At 66.1% G+C, this 22,822-nt stretch carries 9 protein-coding genes; 5 read left to right on the forward strand and 4 right to left on the reverse strand.

What is annotated here, in order from left to right:
* Positions 1-146: 146 nt before the first annotated feature.
* Positions 147-1,226 (reverse strand): DUF748 domain-containing protein, encoded by a 1,080-nt coding sequence (locus ACVWZT_RS15525; protein ID WP_457470146.1) that lies wholly within the window; start codon positions 1,224-1,226, stop codon positions 147-149.
* Positions 1,227-1,360: 134 nt separating this feature from the next.
* Here ACVWZT_RS15525 and cysK point away from each other — a divergent pair, with 134 nt between their 5' ends.
* Together cysK and ACVWZT_RS15535 are read left to right on the forward strand one after the other, a co-directional pair.
* Positions 1,361-2,335, forward strand: a complete 975-nt coding sequence (cysK, locus tag ACVWZT_RS15530) for a cysteine synthase A (RefSeq protein ID WP_457470148.1) — start codon at positions 1,361-1,363, stop codon at positions 2,333-2,335.
* 171 nt (positions 2,336-2,506) lie between these two features.
* On the forward strand, positions 2,507-3,442 hold the full coding sequence (locus ACVWZT_RS15535) for an aspartyl/asparaginyl beta-hydroxylase domain-containing protein (RefSeq protein WP_225778809.1): 936 nt from the start codon (positions 2,507-2,509) through the stop codon (positions 3,440-3,442).
* A gap of 49 nt (positions 3,443-3,491) precedes the next feature.
* Here the strand turns inward: ACVWZT_RS15535 and ACVWZT_RS15540 are convergent, their stop codons facing one another.
* The 3 genes from ACVWZT_RS15540 to azu all read right to left on the reverse strand — a co-directional run bounded on the left by ACVWZT_RS15540 (position 3,492) and on the right by azu (position 6,930).
* Positions 3,492-4,649 carry an ATP-binding protein gene (locus ACVWZT_RS15540; protein ID WP_457470151.1) on the reverse strand — a complete coding sequence of 386 codons (1,158 nt, stop codon included), beginning with the start codon at positions 4,647-4,649 and terminating at the stop codon, positions 3,492-3,494.
* A gap of 145 nt (positions 4,650-4,794) precedes the next feature.
* Complete coding sequence (locus ACVWZT_RS15545; RefSeq protein WP_457470153.1) at positions 4,795-6,447, reverse strand: cyclic peptide export ABC transporter; 1,653 nt, start codon at positions 6,445-6,447, stop codon at positions 4,795-4,797.
* A gap of 33 nt (positions 6,448-6,480) precedes the next feature.
* Positions 6,481-6,930 (reverse strand): azurin, encoded by a 450-nt coding sequence (gene azu, locus ACVWZT_RS15550; RefSeq protein ID WP_457470155.1) that lies wholly within the window; start codon positions 6,928-6,930, stop codon positions 6,481-6,483.
* 181 nt (positions 6,931-7,111) lie between these two features.
* Here azu and ACVWZT_RS15555 point away from each other — a divergent pair, with 181 nt between their 5' ends.
* The 3 genes from ACVWZT_RS15555 to ACVWZT_RS15565 all read left to right on the forward strand — a co-directional run bounded on the left by ACVWZT_RS15555 (position 7,112) and on the right by ACVWZT_RS15565 (position 22,821).
* Positions 7,112-8,089 (forward strand): TauD/TfdA family dioxygenase, encoded by a 978-nt coding sequence (locus tag ACVWZT_RS15555; protein WP_457470157.1) that lies wholly within the window; start codon positions 7,112-7,114, stop codon positions 8,087-8,089.
* A gap of 445 nt (positions 8,090-8,534) precedes the next feature.
* Complete coding sequence (locus ACVWZT_RS15560; RefSeq protein ID WP_457470159.1) at positions 8,535-15,002, forward strand: amino acid adenylation domain-containing protein; 6,468 nt, start codon at positions 8,535-8,537, stop codon at positions 15,000-15,002.
* Between the two features lies 1 nt (position 15,003).
* Positions 15,004-22,821, forward strand: a complete 7,818-nt coding sequence (locus ACVWZT_RS15565) for an amino acid adenylation domain-containing protein (protein ID WP_457470161.1) — start codon at positions 15,004-15,006, stop codon at positions 22,819-22,821.
* Position 22,822: the final 1 nt, after the last annotated feature.

Raw genomic sequence — 22,822 nt, forward strand, 5'->3', positions numbered from 1 at the left:
TCCTCTTTTGTAAGCCTGTAGGGGCCTCTTCGCCGGCACGCCCGCGAATGGCCCGACAACTGTTCTTGATCTGTCACCGACTATAACGCGGGGTTTGCCGGCTGGAAACGCAGACCGGGTATTCAGTCCCTGAATGCTCCGTCACTTCAGCCTCGGTCAGAATCTGGCGCGTCACGCTCATAGCGCGCATTGAATGCCTGGATAAACCCGTTGCGCAGGATCTGCAGGAACGCCTCGAACGCGCTGATGTCCTGCTTGCGTACGCTGCCACTCAATTCCACGCGGGTCGCGAACTGGTTCTTCGGCTGGTTTTTCAATACCGTCTCGGTCGCGCCCACCAACGCCTCCCAGACCGAGCGGAAGAAGCCTTTGTCCTTTTCTTCGACATCCTGCTGCCAGTCGAACACATCCACGTCGCGCAACAGCGGCTTGATGTAGCCGTTCAGGCGGCCGTTGGTGGCCTCGGCCTCTATCACCACGTCACCGTGCCCGGCATTGAAGTCGAACTTGCCGTAGGCACTGGCGAAATCATTGAGCTTGCGCAGCTCGATGCCGGTGGCGCGCAGGCGGAATTCGAAATCGTCGAAATTGCTGAACGGGTCGAACGTGGCGCGGCTTTCCACCTTGGCATCGTCCACCATCAGCGCCGTGCCATCGAAACTGGCGTCGCGTCGGCCTTGTTCGTCGCGGATGTTGGTGAGGTTGCGGATACTGGCGTTCAGCTGGGTGGCCTTGAGGTTGACCGGCGGCTTCGAGTTGAAGTTGCGGAAGGTCAGCACGCCTTCGTCGATGCGTACCTCATTGAGGGTGATCGGCAGCAGTTTCTCCAGTTGCTGGCGCCAGTCGGTGCCCTGGCCGGTCTGTGAGTTCTGCTTGTTGCCGCCGTCGACGAAGTTCAGTTCGGGCCGGTCGAACACCACTTCAGCCACCACTGCGCGGTCATACCACAGGGCGTGCCAGCTCACCGACAGGTCGATCAGCGGGGCGTCGAGAAACGGCACCGGTACCTTGCCGGTGGTCTTGACGATCTTCAACCCGTTGATCTGGTAGGCACCACGCCACCAGGCCAGGTCGACGTCGGTCACCTGGCCACGGTAGTCGCCCATGTCGGCCAGTTTGTCGTTGAGGTAGTCGCGCACCAGGTAGGGCAGGGCCAGGTGCAGCGCCAGCAACAGCGCGATCAGGCTGGCCAGGCCGAACAACGGCCAGCGATAACGGGCTCTCATCGGAGTGTCTCCAAGGCAGCATGTGCGGTTGACCGCAACGCCACTCGCTGAGTTCGAACAGGCTTTACGGGCTACCGGCTCGGGCTTACCCTTGAAGTCTTTCCCCGCTCGTTTTCATGCCAAGGACCCCTGCCATGAGCCGTATCTTTGCCGACAACGCCCATTCCATCGGCAACACGCCGTTGGTGCAGATCAACCGCATCGCCCCGCGCGGCGTGACCATCCTGGCCAAGATCGAAGGGCGCAACCCGGGTTACTCGGTCAAATGCCGCATCGGTGCGAACATGGTCTGGGACGCCGAAAGCAGCGGCAAGCTCAAGCCGGGCATGACCATCGTCGAGCCCACCTCGGGCAATACCGGCATCGGCCTGGCCTTCGTCGCCGCTGCCCGTGGCTACAAGCTGATGCTGACCATGCCCGCCTCGATGAGCCTGGAGCGGCGCAAGGTGCTGAAGGCGCTGGGCGCCGAGTTGGTGCTGACCGACCCGGCCAAGGGCATGAAGGGCGCCATCGAGAAGGCTAACGAAATCGTCGCCTCCGACCCGGCCCAGTATTTCCTGCCTGGCCAATTCGAAAACCCGGCCAACCCGGCGATCCACGAGAAGACCACCGGCCCGGAAATCTGGAACGACACCGATGGCGCGGTGGACGTGCTGGTGGCCGGCGTCGGCACCGGCGGCACCATCACTGGCGTGTCGCGCTACATCAAGCAGACCCAGGGCAAGGCGATCACGTCCGTGGCCGTGGAACCACTGGCATCCCCGCTGATTACCCAGACCCTGGCCGGCGAGGAACTCAAGCCCAGCCCGCACAAGATCCAGGGCATCGGCGCCGGCTTCGTGCCGAAGAACCTTGACCTGTCGATGGTCGACCAGGTGATGACGGTGACCGATGAGGAATCCAAGGCCATGGCTATCCGCCTGATGCAGGAAGAAGGCATTCTCTGCGGTATTTCCTGTGGTGCGGCGATGGCGGCGGCCGTGCGCCTGGCCGAAAAGCCGGATATGCAGGGCAAGACCATCGTCGTGATTTTGCCGGACTCTGGCGAGCGCTACCTGTCGAGCATGCTGTTCAGCGACATGTTCAGCGAGCAGGAAAACCAGCAATAAATGGCCTGTCGCTGACCCGGCGCAACGTTCGTTGGCCGGGTTCATTGCAAAATTTTCATCAATGAGTTGCCGCCGGGGTTATTTTTACAGCGGCGGCAGCGGTTTATGATGGCAGGATGATTTACAGGAGTGCAGGCCCACGGCGCTGTCTCTTCCTCAAGGAGTGAAAGCATGACCTTTTCCTTTGCAGCCAAGGCGGGTGTCCTGCTGGTGTTTTTCGGCAGCGTGCTGTTCGTGCACCTGCGCGGCAAGGCTCGCTTGCCGGTGTTGCGCCAGTTCGTCAACCATTCGGCGCTGTTCGCCCCCTATAACAGCCTGATGTACCTGTTTTCCGGCGTGCCGTCCAAGCCTTACCTGGATCGCCAGCGCTTCCCCGAGCTGGATGTGCTCAAGGACAACTGGCAGGAAATCCGCGAAGAGGCCATGCGCCTGTTCGACGAAGGCTATATCCGCGCCGCCGAAAAGGACAACGATGCCGGTTTCGGTTCGTTCTTCAAGAAAGGCTGGAAGCGCTTCTACCTGAAGTGGTACGACAAGCCGCTGCCCTCGGCTGAAACCCTCTGCCCGCGTACCGTCGAGCTGGTCAGCAGCATCCCCAACGTCAAGGGCGCGATGTTTGCCCTGCTGCCGGGTGGCAGCCACCTGAACCCGCACCGCGATCCGTTCGCCGGTTCCTTGCGCTACCACCTGGGGCTGTCCACGCCCAACTCCGACGCCTGCCGCATCTATGTCGATGGCGAGGAATACGCCTGGCGTGATGGCGAGGATGTGATGTTCGACGAAACCTACGTGCATTGGGTGAAGAACGAGACCGACGTTACCCGGGTGATCCTGTTCTGCGACATCGAACGCCCGCTGAGCAGCCCTCTGATGACCCGCATCAACCGCAAGGTCAGCGCCTTCCTCGGCCGTGCTACCGCACCGCAGAACACCGACGACGAGCGCGTAGGCGGGATCAACCAGGCCTATGCCTGGAGCAAGCGCTTCAGCAACCGTATCAGTGCCCAGGTGAAGCAGTTCAAGCGCGCCAACCCCAAGGCCTACCGCGTGCTACGGCCGGTGCTGGCGGTGCTGGTGGCCTATCTGCTGTATCGCTGGTTGTTCTGATTCCCGCCTGGGGGGCTGTCGTGCAGCCCCCTGTGCAGTTCCAGGCTGCTCAGGCAAGACCCTGCAGCAGGCCATCGGCCCGCACGATATCGACGATCACCTGTTCGTCTACCGCATATACCCCGCGTGAGGCTTTCCATACCAGGTGCTTTTCCTGCAGGGCGATGAGTGCCTGCTGTACCCCCGGCACCTCGGCCTTCACTTCATTTGCGGCCATGCCTGCCAGCTCCATCGCCTTGGCATACAAGGCCAGGGTAGGGGCCTCGAACGGTGCATAGTCGTTACCTTTGACGCACATTACACGCAACACTGCGGACTGGATCGGGGTGAGGCTGTGGATCACCTTTTTCAGGCTTGCGTTCAAGTCATCGGCCTGGGCCCGGACCAGTTCGCTGAACCGCGCCGGAATCGCCTGGGGCTCGATGCTGAAGTCGAAGCGGATTTCATCCGCTGCGGCGCCCAACAGTTCCGGGCGGTAGCCGCTTTCCCTGAACAGCTGGAATACCTCGGTTGGGTCAAGCGTGCAGGGCAGGTCGATGTTGGCACAAAGCCAGTCGATGAAGTCCTGATCCAACGTCGGGAATTGCACCATCGAGGCGCCGAAGAATGCCTGGTCCTTGCTGTTGCGCAGCATCGCCAGCTTGTCCCGGTTCGAACCTGTGCAAACGATGCGCAGGCCATGGTGCTTCGAGCTGTTGAGCTCGTCCCGGGCGGCCTTGAGGGCGAACAGGGCGGCTGTGCCGGCTTCCGTGGTGATGGCGTGCTGGGCTTCGTCGATGATCAGGACAATGATCTTGTGCGACTCATCGGAGAGTGCCACCAGGGCGCTGGTCAGGTCGATGTCCTGGCCGAGGCCGATCTTGTCCAGGCTGAAATTCAGCCCGCCAACCGTGACCTTTTCCATGCCGGACGCCTTCGCCAGGCGCGTGATGAAGCCTTCGTTACGACCCACCGCGTCACGCACCGTTTCGACGATGACCTGGCCTGGATCCTTGGTCAGGTCTTTCCACAGGTCGGCATACAGCACGATCGCCCCTGCAGCTTCGAGGGCGGGGCGCAGGTCCTCACGGGCGAAGGTGGATTTGCCGGTGCGCCGTGGCGCAGCGAGAAAGACGCCGGAGCTTGCCGCGCTGCCCACGGCGACATGCAGGATCAACTGCGACAGGCGGGATGCGAGCGCCGGGCGGTGGTAGACGGTTTCACGCATTGCTGCACCTCCATGCGAATCTATAGCCGATTATAGACCGACTATAGATGGATTATAGGTTGCCTGGGAGGAGCAGTTTATAGCGAATTATAGAGTGATTATAGGGTGATTATAGAAAGCGCTGGCAAACCGCCCATGCCACCTCTCACGCCGGCTCCAGGGCAGTGACTACCTTCCCCCGGCTGAGCTGCACCAGTTTGTCCGCCGTATCGAAATAGCGGTCGTCGTGCGAGATCACGATAATGGTCTTGCCCATGCGTTTCAGGTCTGGCAACAGTTCGGTGTAGAACACCCGTCGGAAGGTCGGGTCCTGGTCCGCTGCCCATTCGTCGAACACCAGCACCGGTCGCCCGTCCAGCCAGGCGTTGACCAGCGCCAGGCGCTTGCGCTGCCCGGTCGACAGGTCGGTGGTGCTGAAGGTGCCATCGCGCACGCTCACCTTGTGGGCGATTTCCAGCCGTTCCAGGTAGCGCGTGGCATCGCCGGGCAGGCTGTGTTCGTGCTCGGGCAGGTCGTCGAACAGGTAGTAGTCGGCGAACACCGTGGTGAACAGCTGGCGATAGTCGTCCAGCCCCTCTGGGTCGACGGCCTTGCCATTCAGGCGCACCTCGCCGCGCTGCGGGGTGTACAGGCCCAGCAGCAGCTTGATCAAGGTAGTTTTGCCGCAGCCGTTCTCGCCGACGATGAACAGGATCTCGCCCGGCTCGATGCTCAGGTTCACCGGCCCGACGCGGAACGGTTCGTGGCCGTCCAGCGCTGGGTAGCTGTACTCGACGTTGTGCAGCGCCAGGTGGGCGCTGGCCGGGGCGGTGCGTTTGGCCGGTGGCTCCAGCAGCAGGTGTGGCTCGGGCGACGAGAAGCGCTCGGCCAGGTCGGCAATGCGACGGAACGCCACCTGGGCACGGCCGAGGATCGGCAGGTTGCTGATCAAGGTTTCCAGTGGGCCTTTCATGTACAGCAGCACCAGCACGAAGCCGCTCATCACCGCCGGGTCGTTGCTGGGCCACAGCGACTGCAAGGCCAGGGTCAGGCCGATGACCACGAAGAACAGCATCGAACCCAGGCTCTTGGCCACGACGAAAATGTTGATGGCGCGGATATGCGTGCTGGCGATGAAGTCGGCGGTGCCCTGGATGTTGCGGGTCAGCATGGCGTGGCGGCGACGGCGGTCGATGCGCAGCTCCTTGGCGCCTTCGGCGATGGCCGAGTAGTGCTTCTGCAGGTTGTCTTCGGCATCGCGCGCGGCGTTGAAGCCGGCCACGCCTTTTTGCCGGGCGATGTACTGCACGCCGCTACCGATGCCGATCGCCGCCAGGGTAATGAGGAATATCGGCCACGACAGCCACGCCAGGTAGGCCAGGCAGCCGGACACGGTGGTGAGCGAGATGGCCAGCGGGGCGAAGGCAAAGGCGAAGTCGCTGATGGTGTCGACGTCGCGGGTCAGCACCGGGATCAGGCGGTGGCTGCGGTAGCGCTCGATCTGCTCGATGGGTGCCGACAGCACCTTGGCCCCGAGGTCCTTGCGCAGCCGGGCGATGACCTTCTGGCCGACGTAGTTGGTGCCGCTGTCAGCGGCTACGCTGCTGACCAGGGCCAGCAGGCACAGGCCGGCGAAGGCCAGGAGCAGGCCCTGGCTCATGCCGCCCGGTGCATGCAGGCCCTGGTTGACGGTGGCCAGCAGGGCGGTCACCGCCAGGCCGCCGAGCATGCCCAGCAGCACCGAGACGAGTACTGCCATGCGGTAGGGTTGGAGCAGGCCCAGCAGTTCGCGGATGGCCCCGGGAGAAGAGGTTTTCATGAAGCGTGATCTCGCTGGTGGAGTGGGGCTCGGTCAGCTGCCGAGGGTCAGGGTGCCCTTCATCAGGGTGCTGTGGAACGGGAACGAGCAGTAGAAGCTGTAGGCGGTACCGGCTTTCAGCAGCTTGGTATCGAAGGTGACGCTGTCCTGCTCGCCGCCGCCGATCAGGCGGGTGTGGGCGAGCACCCGGGTGTCGCCGGGCTGGATGTAGTCGTGCACCTCGCCGGCCTTCTGGCCATCGTCGAGTACCCCCTGCATGTCGGCCTGGGTGCTCAGCACCCAGTTGTGGCCCATCACGTTCTTAGGCATGGCGCCAGGATGGGTGAGGGTGACCGTGAACGCACTGCAGGCCGCCGGCACGCTGATGGCGGGCTTGTCGAATGTCATCTGGTCGGTGCCATGGATTTCCACGGCGCATCGTTGCGCCGACCAGGCGGTCGGGGCAGCGGCGAGCAGGGTGAGGAGCAGGAGCTGGCGAGTCATGTACGGTTCCTGGGCGATAAAAGGGGGCACATCGTTCAGACGAACCGGCGCGCCCTGGCTTTACCTGCGGCTGCGGGGCTGGTGAATTTCGCGCAGGGCCGCTCGTTCATCTAGTCAGGCGCTGCCATGGCGCACATCCCGATTTCGCCGCCAACGCGGCCCTGGCTTGAGGTGACCGGACATGAGTGAACTGCTGAGCTTCGCGATCGAACCCCTGGACGCCGTGCGCGGCAACCTGCCGTTACTGGTGCGCGCGCCGGAGCCGGGCATCGACCTGCTGGAAGCGTTTGCCGAGCTGCAGCCGCTGGTGGACCGCCACCTGCTGCAGGCCGGCGGCATCCTGTTCCGCGGCTTCGAGGTGGCGGGCGCCGAAGCCTTCCGCCAGTTCGCCGCGGCCTTTGGCCACCCGCTGCTCAACTACGAGTTCGGCTCTACCCCGCGCAGCAACGTGACCCAGGGCGTGTACACCTCCACCGAATACCCGGCGCACCAGCGCATTCCCCTGCACAACGAGCAGGCGTATACCCTGGAATGGCCGATGAAGATCTGGTTCTACAGCGTGATCCCCGCCGAGACTGGAGGCGAGACGCCGATTGCCGACAGCCGCGAGGTGTACCGGCGCATGCCGGCGCGGATTCGTGAGCGGCTGGTGGAGAAGGGGCTGATGTACGTGCGCAACTACGGCAACGGCCTGGATGTGGAGTGGTCGCAGGTGTTCAACACGGAAGACCCGCGCCAGGTCGAGGCCTATTGCCGGGCGCATGCCATCGAGTGCATCTGGAAGGACGACGGCGAATTGCGCACCCGCCAGCGCTGCCAGGTGGTGGCGCGGCATCCGCTGACCGGGGAGGACGTGTGGTTCAACCAGGCGCACCTGTTCCATGTGTCGAACCTGCAGCCAGAGGTGCGTGAGTCGTTGATGGACATCGTCGAGGAGGAAGACCTGCCGCGAAATGTGTATTACGCCGACGGCACCGCTATCGAGGATGCGTTGCTCGATGAGGTGCGCGGGGTGCTGGATGAATGCACCATCAGCTTCCCCTGGCTGGCGAACGATGTGCTGATGCTGGACAACATGCTCGCGGCCCATGCGCGGTCGCCGTTTACCGGTAAGCGCAAGGTGGTGGTGGCAATGGCGCAGGGGTCTAGCGAGGTGTAGGGCTGATTTGGGAGTGAGGGCTGCCATGTGCCTGGCTTGAGAGGTGTGGTGCCTGCCATGTGCCTGGCTTGAGAGGTGTGGCGCCTGTGAGATCGAGCGCCGCCCGCGCGGCGCTTCGCGGGACAAGCCCGCTCCCACATTTGTTGCAACGTGGCCATGCCTGTGGGAGAGGCGTTGTCAGCCTGGGTGCATGGCTTGAGACAGGAGATGCGGCAGCAATGCCAACTTAGAAATCCAGTCAACCCACCAAGGCTGGCAACCATGGCCTGACAGGTTCGGCACGTTGCAACAAATGTGGGAGCGGGCTTGTCCCGCGAAGCGCCGTGCGGGCGGCGCTCGGTCTTCCTGGCGCCACCTCCCTCAAGACGATGACCCGCCGCCCCTAAATCAGCCCCGCATGCCTTCGTCTGACAGTTACCGCTCGACTGCCAGGACACCGCTCGACATGAATGCTGATCAAACCCTCCAGCTCGCCCGCCGCTTCATAGCGCTCGCTCCTGAGAAGCGCCGCCTGTTCCTCAAGGCGATACAAGGCGAGGGCATGGATTTCTCGGTACTGCCGATCGCGCCAGGTGTCGAGGTAGCCGAGCGTGACCAGCTGTCGTATGCCCAGCGGCGCATGTGGTTCCTCTGGCAGCTTGACCCACAGGGCGCGGCGTACAACCTGCCGCTGGCCGTACGCCTGCACGGCCCACTGCAGCTGGCCGCCCTGCAGCAGGCCTTCGATGCCCTGGTGGCCCGCCACGAAACGCTGCGCACCCGCTTCGTCGCCGACGGCGATGACGTCCGCCAGCAGGTGGACAACTTCGCTGCCCCGTTGCAGCTGCGCCAGGATGCCCTGGCCGAGCTGGACGAGGGCGCCCGCCAGGCCGCCATCGAGACCATCGCCGAAGCCGAAGCCCTGGCCCCGTTCGACCTTGCCAGCGGTCCGCTGCTGCGCGTGCGCCTGCTGCAACTGGCCGCGCAGGAACACGTCCTGCTGCTGACCCTGCACCACATCGTCGCCGATGGCTGGTCGATGAATGTGCTGATCGATGAATTCCTGCGCCTCTACGACGCCGCCGTGGCCGGCACCGATGCCGGCCTGCAGCCGCTGCCGATCCAGTACCGCGACTACGCCCTGTGGCAGCGCAGCTGGCTGCAGGCCGGCGAGCAGGAACGCCAGCTGGCCTATTGGCAGGCGCACCTGGGCGACGACCATGCGCCGCTGGAGCTGCCTCTGGACCGCACCCGCCAGGGCCGACCCAGTTATCGTGGTGCGCGCCACGCGTTCGTCATCGCCGCCGATGTCGCCGACCGCCTGCGCGGCCTGGCACGCAAGCACAACGTCACCCTGTTCATGACCCTGCTGGCCGCCTTCAAGCTGCTGCTGCAGCGCTACAGCGGCCAATCGGCGATCCGCGTCGGCGTGCCCATCGCCAACCGCAACCGAGCGGAAAGCCAGGGGCTTATCGGCTGCTTCATCAATACCCAGGTGCTGCACACCGAGATCGACCCATTGCTGGACATTGCCGGCCTGCTGCAGCGCGTGCGCGAAACTGCGGTAGGCGCACAAAGCCACCAGGACCTGCCGTTCGAACAGCTGGTGGAGGCCCTGGACCTGCCGCGCAGCAGCGACAGCCCGCTGTTCCGCGTGCTGTTCAACCACCAGGCGCAGGTGGCCGATGTGCAGGCCATCGAAACCCGCAGCGGCCTGAGCCTGGCGCCGATCGCGCTGGCCAGGCACAGCGCTCGCTTCGACCTGGCGCTGGATACGTACGAGCGAGCGGGGCAACTCCATGCCGCGTTCACCTATGCCACCGATGTGTTCGATGCGGCCACCATCGCCACCCTCGGCGAACAGTGGCTGGCCCTGCTGCAGGCCCTGGCCGACGAAACGGTTGGCGCCGTCGGCGAGCTGCCATTGCCCGGCCTGGCCGCTGCCATTGACGGGCCTGTGCGGGCTGGCGAAACCCTGCTGGTCCACCAGCGCTTTGCCGCCGCCGCCAGCCGTCACCCCGAACGCCGGGCGGTAATGGCCGCGGGCGAGCAGGCCAGCTTCGCCGAACTCGACAGCCGCGCCGAGGCCGTCGCCAACCGCTTGGTCGAAGCCGGGGTCGGGCCGGACACGCTGGTCGGCGTACTGGCTGACCGCAGCGTCGGCATGCTCGCCAGTATCCTCGGTGTGCTCAAGGCCGGTGGCGCCTATCTGCCACTGGAGCCCGGGCAACCCGCCGAGCGCCTGGCCTACCTGCTCAGCGACAGCGGCGCGCAGCTGCTGCTGGCGCCAGGTGACTGGCAGGCGGAACTCCCCGACGTTGTGCAGCACCTGGACTGGACGCAATCGGCAAGCGGCAGCGCTACCCGTGTCGCCCCGGCCCCGGGCAACCTCGCCTATGTCATCTACACCTCCGGTACCACTGGCCAGCCCAAGGGCGTGGCGATCAGCCACGCGGCCCTGGCCAACTATGTCGAGGGCATCACCGCGCGTCTGCCGGTCGAGCGTATCCGCAGCATGGCGCAGGTCTCGACCCCGGCCGCGGACCTTGGCCACACCATGCTGTTCGGTGCCCTGTGCGGCGGCCATACCCTGCATTTGCTGTCACGCGAGCAGGTACTGGATGCCGAAGGCTTCGCGGCCTATCTGGCCGAGCACCAGGTGGATGCGCTGAAGATCGTGCCGTCGCACCTGGAGGCGATGCTGGCGGCTGGCCGTTCGGCCTTGCCGGCGCAGTGCCTGGTGCTTGGCGGCGAAGCCAGCGGCCCGGGCCTGCTGGCCAAGGTCCGTGAGCTGGCGCCGACGCTCAGGGTGTTCAACCACTACGGCCCGACCGAGACCACCGTCGGCGTACTGGTAGCCGAACTGAACGGGCAAGCCAGCCTCGGTCAACCGCTGGCCAACACTCGTGTTGCGCTGCTCGACCCTTGCCTGCAGACGCTGCCGGCCAAGGCCAAGGGCGAGCTGTACATTGGTGGTGCCGGCCTGGCCCGGGGTTACCTGAACCGCCCCGCGCTCACCGCCGAACGTTTCGTCCCCGACCCGAACGGCAGCCATGGCCAGCGCCTGTACCGCAGCGGTGACTGGGTGCGCCAAGACCGCGGGCTGCACTTTGCCGGGCGCGTGGACGGCCAGGTGAAGATTCGTGGCTACCGCGTGGAGCTGGGCGAAATCGAAAACCAGCTGCGCGCACTTGATGGTGTCGCCAACGCCCTGGTCCGCGTCCATGGCCAGGCGCCGCAACTGCAGCTGGTCGCCTGGCTGGTGCCCAGCCAGCAACCGACAGACAGCCTGGCCTGGCAGGACGCGATCCGTGCCACCCTCACAGGCCTGTTGCCCGAACACATGGTGCCGAGCCACCTGATGGTGCTGGAGCACCTGCCGGTCACCGCCAATGGCAAGGTTGACGTCAAGGCGCTGCCGGAGCCGGTCGCCAGTCAGAAGGCCTACCAGGCCCCGCAGACCCCGCTGCAGATACAGCTGGCGCAGATCTGGGCCGAGGTGCTGCACGTGCCGCAGGTGGGTCTGAGCGACAACTTCTTCGCCCTCGGCGGCCATTCGCTGCTGGCCACCCAGGCCGTGTCGCGGGTACGTCAGCAGTTGGGGCGGGATATTCCCCTGCGCAGCTTGTTCGACACCGTCGACCTGCAGCGCTTCGCCCAGGCAGTGGCCGAGGCTGAACAGGGCGCCGGCCTGGCCATCGAAATCCTCGACCGCCAGCAACCCCTGCCGGTGTCCCGCTCGCAGCACCGTCAGTGGCTGTTCTGGAAACTCAACCCGCACAGCCTGGCCTACAACACGCCGATGGCGGTGCGCATGCAGGGCAACCTCGACCGTGCGGCGCTGCAGGCAGCGCTGGACACGCTAGTGGCCCGCCACGAATCGCTGCGTACAGTGTTCGTGGAAACCGAAGGCCTGCCCTGGCAGCGCATCCTGCCAGCAGCCCCGGTGGTGATTGGTTTCGAAGACCTCGGCGGCCAAGGCCACGCCGCGCAGATGCGCAAGTTGGAGGCCGAGGCCTTCGTGCCGTTCGACCTGGCGCACGGTCCGCTGCTGCGTGCACGTCTGTTCAAGGTGCATGAGCAGGAGCACCTGCTGTCGCTGACCCTGCACCATATCGTCTCCGACGGCTGGTCGATGAGCCTGCTGGTGCGCGAGTTCGCCGCCGCCTACAACGCCGCCGCCAGCGGCCAGGTTTACAGCCCCGAACCGTTGCCGGTGCAGTACGCCGACTTTGCCGCCTGGCAGCGCAAGTGGCTGGCCGAAGGGCAGATGCAGGCGCAGATCGCCTACTGGAAGGCCCGTCTGGAAGACGACTTCGAGGTGCTCGAACTGCCGGCCGACCGCGTTCGGCCGCAGGCCAGGAGCTACCGTGGCAGCCGCTTCGACGTGCGCCTGCCGCAGGCCCTCAGCGAGCGTTTGCGGGCATTGGCCCTGGCCGCCAATGCCACGCTGTTCCATGTCTTCCTGGCGGCCTACGCCATCGTGCTGGCGCGCTACAGCCGCAAGGGCACGCTCAACATCGGCGTGCCGGTCACCAATCGCAACCGTGTGGAGCTGGAGGGCCTGATCGGCTTCTTCATCAACGTGGTGGTGGCCCGCATCGACGTCGATGGCAGCCAGCCGTTCGTGCAGCTGCTGGCGGCGGTCAGGGAAACCACCTTGCAGGCCCAGGCCAACAAGGACGTGCCCTTCCTCGAGGTGGCCGAGGCGTTGTACCCGGACCGTGAGCAGGGCGTGAACCCGTTCTTCCAGGTGCTCTACAACCACCTGCGCGACCTCGGCGAGCAGGTCGCCAGCGATGCGTTGCACGGGTTGCAGGTCAAGGAAGAGGACTTGCAGGAACCGGGCGCGCAATACGATATCTCGCTCAACACCCTGGAGCGATCCGACGGGGTGACGGCATCGTTCAACTACTCGACCGACCTGTTCGATGCAGCGCGCATCGAACGCATGGCCGGGCACTGGCTGGCGCTGCTGGAGGCCATCTGCGCCGAGCCACGGCGCTGCATCGGTGAACTGGGCTTGCTCGGCGCTGCCGAGCGCCAGCAACTGGTCTACGGCTGGAACCCGGCACACCAGGCGGCGACCGGCCTGTGCGCGCACCAGCTGCTGCAGCGCCAGGCGCGGGCGCGGCCCGATGCGCCAGCGCTGGTCTGCGGCGATCAGCAACTGACCTACGCCGAACTGGACCGCCGCAGCAACCAGCTGGCGCACTGCCTGCGCGCCATGGGTGTAGGGCCGGAGCGCCTGGTGGGCGTGGCCGTCGAGCGTGGCCTGGGCATGGCCTTGGCATTGATCGCCATCCACAAGGCCGGAGGCGCCTACGTGCCGCTGGACCCGGATTACCCGCAAGAGCGCCTGGCCTGGATGATCGAAGACAGCGGCATCGGCCTGCTGCTGGCCGATGCGCCCTCGCGTGAGCGCCTGCAAGCGGGCAGGCAACTGCCCTGCGTGCTGCTGGAGCCCGGTAGCGAGTGGCTGCAGGCCTGGCCCGCCGAGCCACTGGCTAGCCTGGCTGCGCCGCACAACCTGGCCTACCTGATCTATACCTCAGGCTCCACCGGCATGCCCAAGGGCGTGGCTATCGAGCATCACGCGCTGTCGCTGTTCTGCCAGGTGGCTGCGCAGTATTCGCGCCTGGGCCCGGACGACCGCGTGCTGCAGTTCGCCACCTTCAGCTTCGACGGGTTCATCGAGCAGTTCTTCCCGCCGTTGGCCCAGGGTGCCTGCGTGGTCCTGCGCGACGCGCGGGTATGGGACACGGCCACCTTGCTGGATGAGATCAACCGCCATGGCGTGACCGTGGCCGACCTGCCGGCTGCCTACTGGCGTGTGCTGGCCCTGGAGCGGCGCAACCCCGAGGCCTATGGCCGGCTGAAACAGATTCATGTCGGTGGCGAGGCGGTACCGGAAGACGCCTTGCGTGCCTGGCTGGCCGATGGCCCGCCAGCGGTGCGCCTGCTGAATACCTATGGCCCGACCGAAGCCACCGTGGTCGCCACCACCTACGACTGTTCGCAGATGACTGCGGCGCAGATCGGCCAGGGCGGTGTGCCCATTGGCCGCGCGTTACCGGGCCGCACCCTGTATGCCCTGGACGAGTGCCTGGCACCGACCCCGACCGGCGTGCCTGGCGAGCTGTTCATTGGCGGTGCCGGCTGCCTGGCGCGTGGTTACCACCAACGGCCGTCGCTCACCGCCGAGCGCTTTATCCCCGACCCGTTCGACCCGCTAGGCGGTGGCCGCCTGTACCGCACCGGCGACCTTGGCTACTACGACGAAAACGGCCAACTGGCCTATCGCGGCCGGGTTGATCACCAGGTGAAGGTGCGCGGTTTCCGTATCGAACTGGGCGAGATCGAGCAGTGCCTGCGGTCGCACCCGGGCGTGCGCGAAGCCACCGTGGTGGCCATCGACCTGCCCAGCGGCAAGCAACTGTGCGCCTATGCCGTGCCGGCCGATGGCCACGACGCTGACCTGCGCCTGGCGTTGCAGCAGCACCTCAGGGCCAGCCTGCCGCACTACATGATCCCGGCGTGCCTGGTGACCCTGGCGGACATGCCGTTGACCGCCAGCGGCAAGCTCGACCGCAAGGCGCTGCCCATGCCTGACCTGGGCCAGTCGCAGCACGCCTACGAGGCGCCGCAGACCGAGCGGCAACAGCAACTGGCAAGCCTCTGGGCGCAATTGCTGAACGTTGACCGGGTTGGCCTGAACGACAACTTCTTCGAACTGGGCGGCCACTCGTTGCTGGCTGCCCAGGTGGTATCACGGATCAACGTGGAGCTTGGGCTGGACATGCCCCTGCAGCTGATCTTCACCCACCCCGAGTTGCGCGCGTTCGCCCAGGCACTGGACGAGCAGGGCCTGTCGCTGACTGACGACGGCCTGAGCGATATCGAACACATGATGAACGCATTCTCCGAGGCCTGACATGGAATTCACTGCAGCACAACGCATCGCCCAACGTTTCGTTGGCCTTTCCGTGGAGCAACGCCAGCAGGTCCTGGCGCAGATGCAGGCCAGCGGGCAGAGCTTCCGCCTGCTGCCCATCGTGCCGGCGCGCCAGGGCCTGGCGCGCATTCCGCTGTCATACGCCCAGCAGCGCCTGTTGTTCCTCTGGCAGCTGGAGCCCGCCAGCCCGGCCTACAACGTGCCGCTGGCCATACGTCTGAAAGGCGCACTGGACCGGGCGCTGCTGCAACAGGCGCTGGATGCGCTGGTGCAGCGCCACGAGTCCCTGCGCACGCGCTTTGCCGCGCAGGAGGGTGAGTTCTACCAGGACATCCTCGACCACTGCCCACTGCCGATCGAGTGGGTGGAATTCGCCGAGACTCCAGACGAAGCGTCGCTGAGCGAGGCCGTGGACGCTGCCCTCAAGCAGCCCTTCGACCTGCAGGCCGGCCCGCTGCTGCGGGTGACCCTGCTGCGCGTGGAGGCTGAACACCATGTGCTGGCGCTGAGCATGCACCACATCATCGCCGACGGGTGGTCCAGCGATGTGCTGGTGCAGGAGTTCATCCAGCTGTACAGCGCCCTGGCCGAGGGGCGCCAGGCACAACTGCCAGACTTGCCGATCCAGTACGCCGACTACGCCATCTGGCAGCGCGCCTGGCTCGAAGCCGGTGAAGCACAGCGCCAACTGGCCTACTGGCAGAGGCAACTGGGCGACGAGCAGCCGGTGCTGAGCCTGCCGCTGGATTTCGAACGCCCGGCCACGCCCAGCCAGCGCGGCGCGGTGCTGCGCGTGGATATCACCGGCGCGCAGGCCGAAGCCCTGCGCAGCCAGGCGCGCAAAGGCGGCTACACCGTGTTCGTGCTGGTGCTGGCGGCCATGGCGGTGGTGCTGTCGCGCTACAGTGGCCAGGCCGACATCCGCATCGGCGCGCCCAACGCCGGGCGCAACCGCAAGGAACTGGAGGGCCTGATCGGCTTCTTCATCAATACCCAGGTGCTGCGCGTGCAGGTGGATGAGCGCGCCACCTTCGCCGCGCTGCTCGACCAGGTGAAGGCGGTGATCGGCGCGGCCCAGTCGCATCAGGAACTGCCGTTCGAGCACCTGGTCGATGCCTTGCTGCCGGAGCGCAACCTGGCCCACAACCCGCTGTTCCAGTTCAAGATCAACCAGCACGTGGCCGCCCGCGACGCGGGACGCAAGCGCCTGGGTACGCTGGAGGTGGAAGGCTTCGCACGGGACGACGGCGATGCCCGCTTTGACCTGGCATTCGACTTTTCCGACAAGGCCGACGGCATCGAAGGCTACTTCACCTATGCCACCGAGCTGTTCGAACGGGCCACCATCGAACGCATGGCCGGTTCGCTGCGGCGGGTGCTGGATGAGCTGACCGGCGACCTGCAGCGGGCAATTGTCGATTGCCCGGAACTGCCGGCGCTGACACCGGCGCCCACGCAGGTTTACCCACACGGCGATGTGCTAGCCCTGTGGCGCCAGGCCATGGCGCGCGGCCTGGCTCATGGTGGCGTGCGCGCCGGTGAACGGTTCATGACCCAGGCCGGGCTGGAGGCGGCGTCCAATCGCCTGGCCGATTACCTGCGCCAGCGCGGTGTCGGTGTCGGCAGTATCGTTGCCTTGTGCCTGCCGCGCTCCATCGAGTGGGTCGGTGCCTTGCTGGCGGTGCTCAAGACCGGCGCCGCCTATCTGCCGCTGGACCCCCAGCAGCCCCAGGAGCGCTTGCAGCAATTGCTGGCCGACAGTGGCGCTGCCGTGCTGTTGCACGAACCAGGTGACCAGCGCTTCACCGGCCTGGAAGGCGTGCAAGTTGTCGCTTGCGACCATACCCAATGGGCAGCCTGCAGCGACCGCCCGGTAGAACTGGCGATCGCCACCGAACAGCCAGCCTACCTGATCTACACCTCCGGTTCGACCGGCCAGCCCAAAGCCGTGGTGGTCAGCCATGGGGCTCTGGCCAGCTATATCCAGGCGCTGCTCGAGCGCCTGCAATTGCCCGCTGAAGCGAGCATGGCGATGGTCTCCACCACCGCCGCCGACCTGGGCCACACCGTACTGTTCGGTGCCCTGGCCTCGGGCCGCCTGCTGCACCTGCTGCCGCAGGAACTGGCGTTCGACCCGGACGGTTTCGCCAGCTACATGGCGCAGCATCAGGTTGGTGTACTGAAACTGGTGCCGAGCCATCTGCAAGGCTTGCTGCAAGCGGACCGCGCTGCCGACGTGCTGCCGGCCGCGGCATTGATCCTCGGGGGCGAGGCGTGCAGCTGGGGCCTGCTGGAAAAGGTTCGCGCACTGCGCCCGGGTTGCCGGGTCATCAACCACTACGGCCCGACCGAAACCACCGTCGGCGTGCTCACCTTCGAGCCCGGCCAGCCATTGCCAGGCTGCCGCACTGTGCCGGTCGGACGCCCGCTGGGCAACGCCTGCGCCCAGCTGCTGGACGGTTATCTCAACCCGCTGCCGGTGCAGGTGACCGGTGAGCTGTACCTGGGCGGGCAGGGCGTTGCCCAAGGGTATCTGGGCCAGCCAGCGCTGACCGCCGAGCGCTTCGTTCCGACCGAGGGCGGAGCCCGTCTGTACCGTACCGGCGATCGTGCACGGCTTGCGGGCGATGGCCTGATCGAGTTCATCGGCCGTGCCGATGACCAGGTGAAGATCCGCGGTTACCGCGTGGAGCCCGGTGAAATCGGCCGGGTGCTGGCCGGCCTGCCCGCTGTCAGCGAGGCCGTGGTACTGGCCTTGCCGTTGGAGGGTGACGCCGAGCGCCTGCAGCTGGTGGCCTACGTGGTCGCCGCAGCTGGGGTGACCGTCGAGCAGTTGCAGGCGCTGCTGCTGGCCCGCTTGCCTGACTACATGGTGCCGGCGCAGATGGTATTGCTGGAACGCCTGCCGCTGACCGCCAACGGCAAGCTCGACAAGCGTGCGTTGCCGGTACCCGGTGCAGTCAGCCGTGGCTATGTAGCGCCGCAGGGGGATATCGAGGAAGCACTGGCGGCGGTGTGGGCCGATGTGCTCAAGCTGGAGCGGGTCGGTAGTAGTGACAATTTCTTCGAACTGGGCGGCGACTCGATCCTCAGCCTGCAGATCATCGCCCGGGCCAAGCGTCAGGGTATCCGGATCACCCCCAAGCAACTGTTCGAACAACAGACCGTCGCCCAACTGGCGCAGGTGGCCAAGCGCAGCGAGGTCAAGCCAACGCCTGCTGCGGCAGCCGTGGGCGCCACCATCAGCGGCGAGGTCGCGTTGTTGCCAGCCCAGGCGCGGTTCTTCGAAATGCAGATCGCCCAACCGGCGCACTGGAACCAGTCGGTACTGCTCAAACCGACCAGCCCGGTACAAGTGAATCACCTGGAGGCCGCGCTGCGCGCCGTGGTAGCCCAGCACGACGCCCTGCGCCTGCGCTTCACTCGCAGCGCCGACCAATGGCAGGCGCGCTTCCAGCCACTGGACAATGCACCCCTGCTGCAACAGCGCAACCTCAATGGCCTGAGTGAACTGGACGCTGCCGGCAACCAGGTTCAGGCCTGCCTGAACCTGGAGCACGGGCCGCTGCTGCGTGGCGAACTGTTCGACTTTGCCGATGGCCAACAGCGCCTGCTGCTGGTGGTCCATCACCTGGTGGTCGATGGCGTGTCATGGCGCGTGCTGCTCGAAGACCTGCAAAGCGCCTACCAGCAGCTGCTGGCCGGCCAGGCGGTGAACCTGCCGGCCAAGACCTCGTCGGTGCAGGCCTGGGCCGAACGCCTGGCCAGCCATGCCGGCAGCCCGGCGCTGCAGGCACAGCGCGACTACTGGCTGCAGGCCTTGGCCGGCGCCCACGCCGAACTGCCGCGGGACAACCCGCAGGGCAGCCTGGCCAACAGCCACGCCCGGACCGCCACCACCCGGCTGGATGCCGAGCGCACCGCCAAGCTGCTGAGGCAGGCCCCGGCCGCCTACCGCACGCAGGTCAACGATCTGCTGCTGACCGCGCTGGCGCGCACCCTGTGCCAGTGGAGTGCGCAGGACAACGTGCTGGTCCAGCTGGAGGGCCATGGCCGCGAAGACCTGTTCGACGACCTCGACCTCAGCCGCACCGTGGGCTGGTTCACCAGCCTGTACCCGGTGCGCCTCACGCCCGGCCACGACCTGGGCCAGTCGATCAAGACGATCAAGGAGCAACTGCGCGCGGTGCCGGACAAAGGCATCGGCCATGGCCTGCTGCGCTACCTCGGCGACGCCGATGTACGTGACCAGCTGGCGCGTGCCGCCCAGGCGCGGGTCACCTTCAACTACCTCGGCCAGTTCGATTCCAGCTTCGATGGCGAAGCCGGCGCCCTGTTCACCCCAAGCGGGGAAAGCGCAGGCCGCAACCAGTGCGCCGGTGCACCGCTGGGCAACTGGCTGAGCATCACCGGCCAGGTATACGCCGGCGAGCTGTTCCTGGAATGGACCTACAGCGCCGACATGTACCACCCGGCCACCGTCGAAAAGCTGGCCCAGGCCTACGAGCAGGCCCTGGCGGAGCTGGTCGAGTACTGTTGCGATGCCCGGCACCAGGGGGTGACCCCAGCGGACTTCCCGTTGGCCGCACTGACCCAGGCGCAGCTGGACAGCCTGCCGCTGCCGGCGCAGCAGATCGCCGATGTGTACCCGCTGTCACCGATGCAGCAGGGCATGCTGTTCCATACCCTCTACGACGCGCAGGCCGGTAACTACATCAATCAACTGCGGGTGGATGTGCAGGGGCTGGATGTGCAGCGGTTCCGGCAGGCCTGGCAGGCCACCCTGGAGGCGCATGACATCCTGCGCAGCAGTTTCGTCCTGCAGGGCGCGCTGGAGCAGGCCGTGCAGGTGGTACACAGGACTGTCACGTTGTCGTGCAGCGAGCACGACTGGCGTGGCCAGCCAGCGCTGGAGCAGGCCTTGCAGGCCTTGGCCGAGGCTGAACGCCAGCGCGGTTTCGACCTGGCCAGCGCGCCGCTGCTGCGCCTGGTACTGGTGCGCACCAGCGACAGTAGCCATCACCTGATTTACACCAACCACCACATTCTCATGGACGGCTGGAGCACCTCGCGCGTGCTCGGGGAGGTGCTGCAGCGCTACGCCGGCCAGCTGCCGCAAGCGCAGGCCAGGCCTTACCGCGACCATATCGCCTGGCTGCAAGGCCAGGACGCGGCGCTTGCCGAAACCTTCTGGAAGGCTCGCCTGGCGGCGCTGGACGCGCCGACCCGCCTGGCCCAGGCCATTGGCGGCAGCAGCGGCGCAAGCGGCTACGGCGAGCACCGCCTGGCTTTCGACCGCGAGCAGACCGCACGCATCGAAGCTTTCGCCCGGGCCAACCGGGTCACCGTCAACACCCTGGTGCAATCGGCCTGGCTGCTGCTGTTGCAGCGTTGCACCGGCCAGGCCAGCGTGTGCTTCGGCGCCACGGTCGCTGGGCGCCCGGCGGACCTGCCGGGGGTAGAGGAGCAGATCGGCCTGTTCATCAACACTTTGCCAGTCATTGGTGCCCCGCGTACCGAGCAGCGCGTGGCCGAGTGGATCGGCCAGGTACAGGCTGACAACCTGGCTCTACGCGAGTTCGAGCACACGCCACTGTACGACCTGCAGCACTGGGCCGGGCAGGGCGGTGACGCCTTGTTCGACAGTATTCTGGTGTTCGAGAACTACCCGGTGGCCGAGGCACTGCAACAGGGTGCGCCCGCTGGCCTGCGTTTCGGCGACGTCGCGGTGCAGGAGCAGACCAACTACCCGCTGACCCTGGTGGTCGAGCTGGGCGCGATGCTGTCGATGCGCTACAGCCACGACCGTGCGCTGTGGAGCGATGAGCACGTCGGCCGCCTGGCGGGTTACTTTGCTACCTTGCTGCGGGCGCTGATCGAGAGTGCGGATGCCGTTATCGGTGAGCTGCCGCTGCTGGACCAGCCGGAGCGGCAACGGTTGGTCGAAGGCTGGAACGACACCCAGGCCGCCTACCCGGACGAGCGCAGCATTCACCAGTTGATCGAGGCCCAGGTGTTCGCCACCCCGGACGCGCCGGCGCTGGTGTTCGGCGAGCAGACCCTGAGCTATGCCCAGCTCAACCGCCGTGCCAACCAGCTCGCGCGCCGCCTGCGCGAGCAAGGCGTGGGCCCTGACGTGCTGGTCGGCATCGCCATGGAGCGCAGCCTGGAGATGGTCATCGGCCTGCTGGGCATTCTCAAGGCCGGCGGTGCCTACGTGCCGCTGGACCCGGAGTACCCGCAGGAACGCCTGCGCTACATGTTCGACGACAGCGGCATCGCCTTGCTGCTGAGCCAGTCGCACCTGCGCGACAGCCTGCCGATCCCGGCCGGGCTGCGTTGCCTAGAGCTGGATACGGAAGACCTGAGCGGCTACAGCGATGCCAACCCGGACACCGATGTAGCGCCGCTGAACCTCGCCTACGTGATCTACACCTCTGGCTCCACCGGTCGCCCGAAAGGCGCGGGCAACAGCCATCGGGCGCTGGTCAACCGCCTGTGGTGGATGCAGAAGGCCTACGCCCTGGACGCCGGCGACAGCGTGCTGCAGAAAACCCCGTTCAGCTTCGACGTGTCGGTGTGGGAGTTCTTCTGGCCGCTGATGACCGGCGCGCGCCTGGTCGTGGCCCAGCCGGGGGCGCACCGCGACCCGCAACTGCTGGTGGACACCATCGAGCACTACGGCATCAGCACGCTGCACTTCGTGCCGTCGATGCTGCAGGCGTTCATGACCCACGAAGCGGTGCAGCGCTGCGTCAGCCTCAGGCGTGTGGTGTGCAGCGGCGAAGCACTGCCGGCCGAACTGGCCCGGCAGACCCTGCAACGTTTGCCGGCGGCGCGCCTGTACAACCTGTACGGGCCGACCGAAGCGGCCATCGACGTCACCCACTGGACCTGCCAGCCGGACGAAAATATCAGCGTGCCGATCGGCCAGCCGATCGACAACCTCAAGACCCATATCCTCGATGGCAGCCTGCAACCGGCAGTACGCGGCAGTGCCGGTGAGCTGTACCTCGGCGGTGTGGGCCTGGCCCGCGGTTATCACCAGCGCCCGGCGCTGACCGCCGAACGCTTCGTGCCAGACCCGTTCAGCAGCGACGGCGGCCGCCTGTACCGCAGCGGCGACCTGGCGCGCTACCGCGCCGACGGGGTGATCGACTACGCCGGGCGTATCGACCACCAGGTGAAGATCCGCGGCCTGCGCATCGAACTGGGCGAGATCGAAGCGCGCCTGCTGGAGCTGGCGAGCGTGCAGGAAGCGGTGGTGCTGGCCCAGGACGGGCCGGGCGGCAAGCAACTGGTGGCCTACGTGGTGCCTGCCGACAGCACGCAAGCGCAGGGCGCGTTGCGCGACAGCCTGCGTGCCGCGCTCAAGGCTGGCTTGCCGGACTACATGGTGCCGGCGCACCTGCTGCTGCTCGACCAGTTGCCGCTGACGCCGAACGGCAAGCTCGACCGCAAGGCCCTGCCGCAGGTGGATGCCAGCCAGTTGCAGGGCGAGTACGTGGCCCCGCAGAGCGCGCTGGAGCAACAGATCGCGGCGATCTGGGCGCAGGTGCTGAAGTTGGAGAGGGTTGGCCTGGCGGACAACTTTTTCCAACTTGGCGGGCATTCCCTGCTAGCCACGCAAGCGGTCGCGCGCTTGCAGATGGAACTGGGGGCGGACACACCACTGGCGCTGCTTTTCCAGACCGACAACCTTCGCGATTACGCCACCGCCGTCAGCGCCGCAACCCGTGACCGCACAGCAGATCTGGACGAGTTCCACGAATTCATGAATGAGCTTGAGGCAGTTTGAG

The sequence above is a fragment of the Pseudomonas sp. TE21394 genome (assembly GCF_054057835.1).

What these genes read in the sequence shown, in the direction of transcription:
- ACVWZT_RS15525 (WP_457470146.1), bottom strand. Translation starts at nt 1,226, where the DNA reads ATGAGAGCCCGTTATCGCTGGCCGTTGTTCGGCCTGGCCAGCCTGATC.
- cysK (WP_457470148.1), top strand. Translation starts at nt 1,361, where the DNA reads ATGAGCCGTATCTTTGCCGACAACGCCCATTCCATCGGCAACACGCCG.
- ACVWZT_RS15535 (WP_225778809.1), top strand. Translation starts at nt 2,507, where the DNA reads ATGACCTTTTCCTTTGCAGCCAAGGCGGGTGTCCTGCTGGTGTTTTTC.
- ACVWZT_RS15540 (WP_457470151.1), bottom strand. Translation starts at nt 4,649, where the DNA reads ATGCGTGAAACCGTCTACCACCGCCCGGCGCTCGCATCCCGCCTGTCG.
- ACVWZT_RS15545 (WP_457470153.1), bottom strand. Translation starts at nt 6,447, where the DNA reads ATGAAAACCTCTTCTCCCGGGGCCATCCGCGAACTGCTGGGCCTGCTC.
- azu (WP_457470155.1), bottom strand. Translation starts at nt 6,930, where the DNA reads ATGACTCGCCAGCTCCTGCTCCTCACCCTGCTCGCCGCTGCCCCGACC.
- ACVWZT_RS15555 (WP_457470157.1), top strand. Translation starts at nt 7,112, where the DNA reads ATGAGTGAACTGCTGAGCTTCGCGATCGAACCCCTGGACGCCGTGCGC.
- ACVWZT_RS15560 (WP_457470159.1), top strand. Translation starts at nt 8,535, where the DNA reads ATGAATGCTGATCAAACCCTCCAGCTCGCCCGCCGCTTCATAGCGCTC.
- ACVWZT_RS15565 (WP_457470161.1), top strand. Translation starts at nt 15,004, where the DNA reads ATGGAATTCACTGCAGCACAACGCATCGCCCAACGTTTCGTTGGCCTT.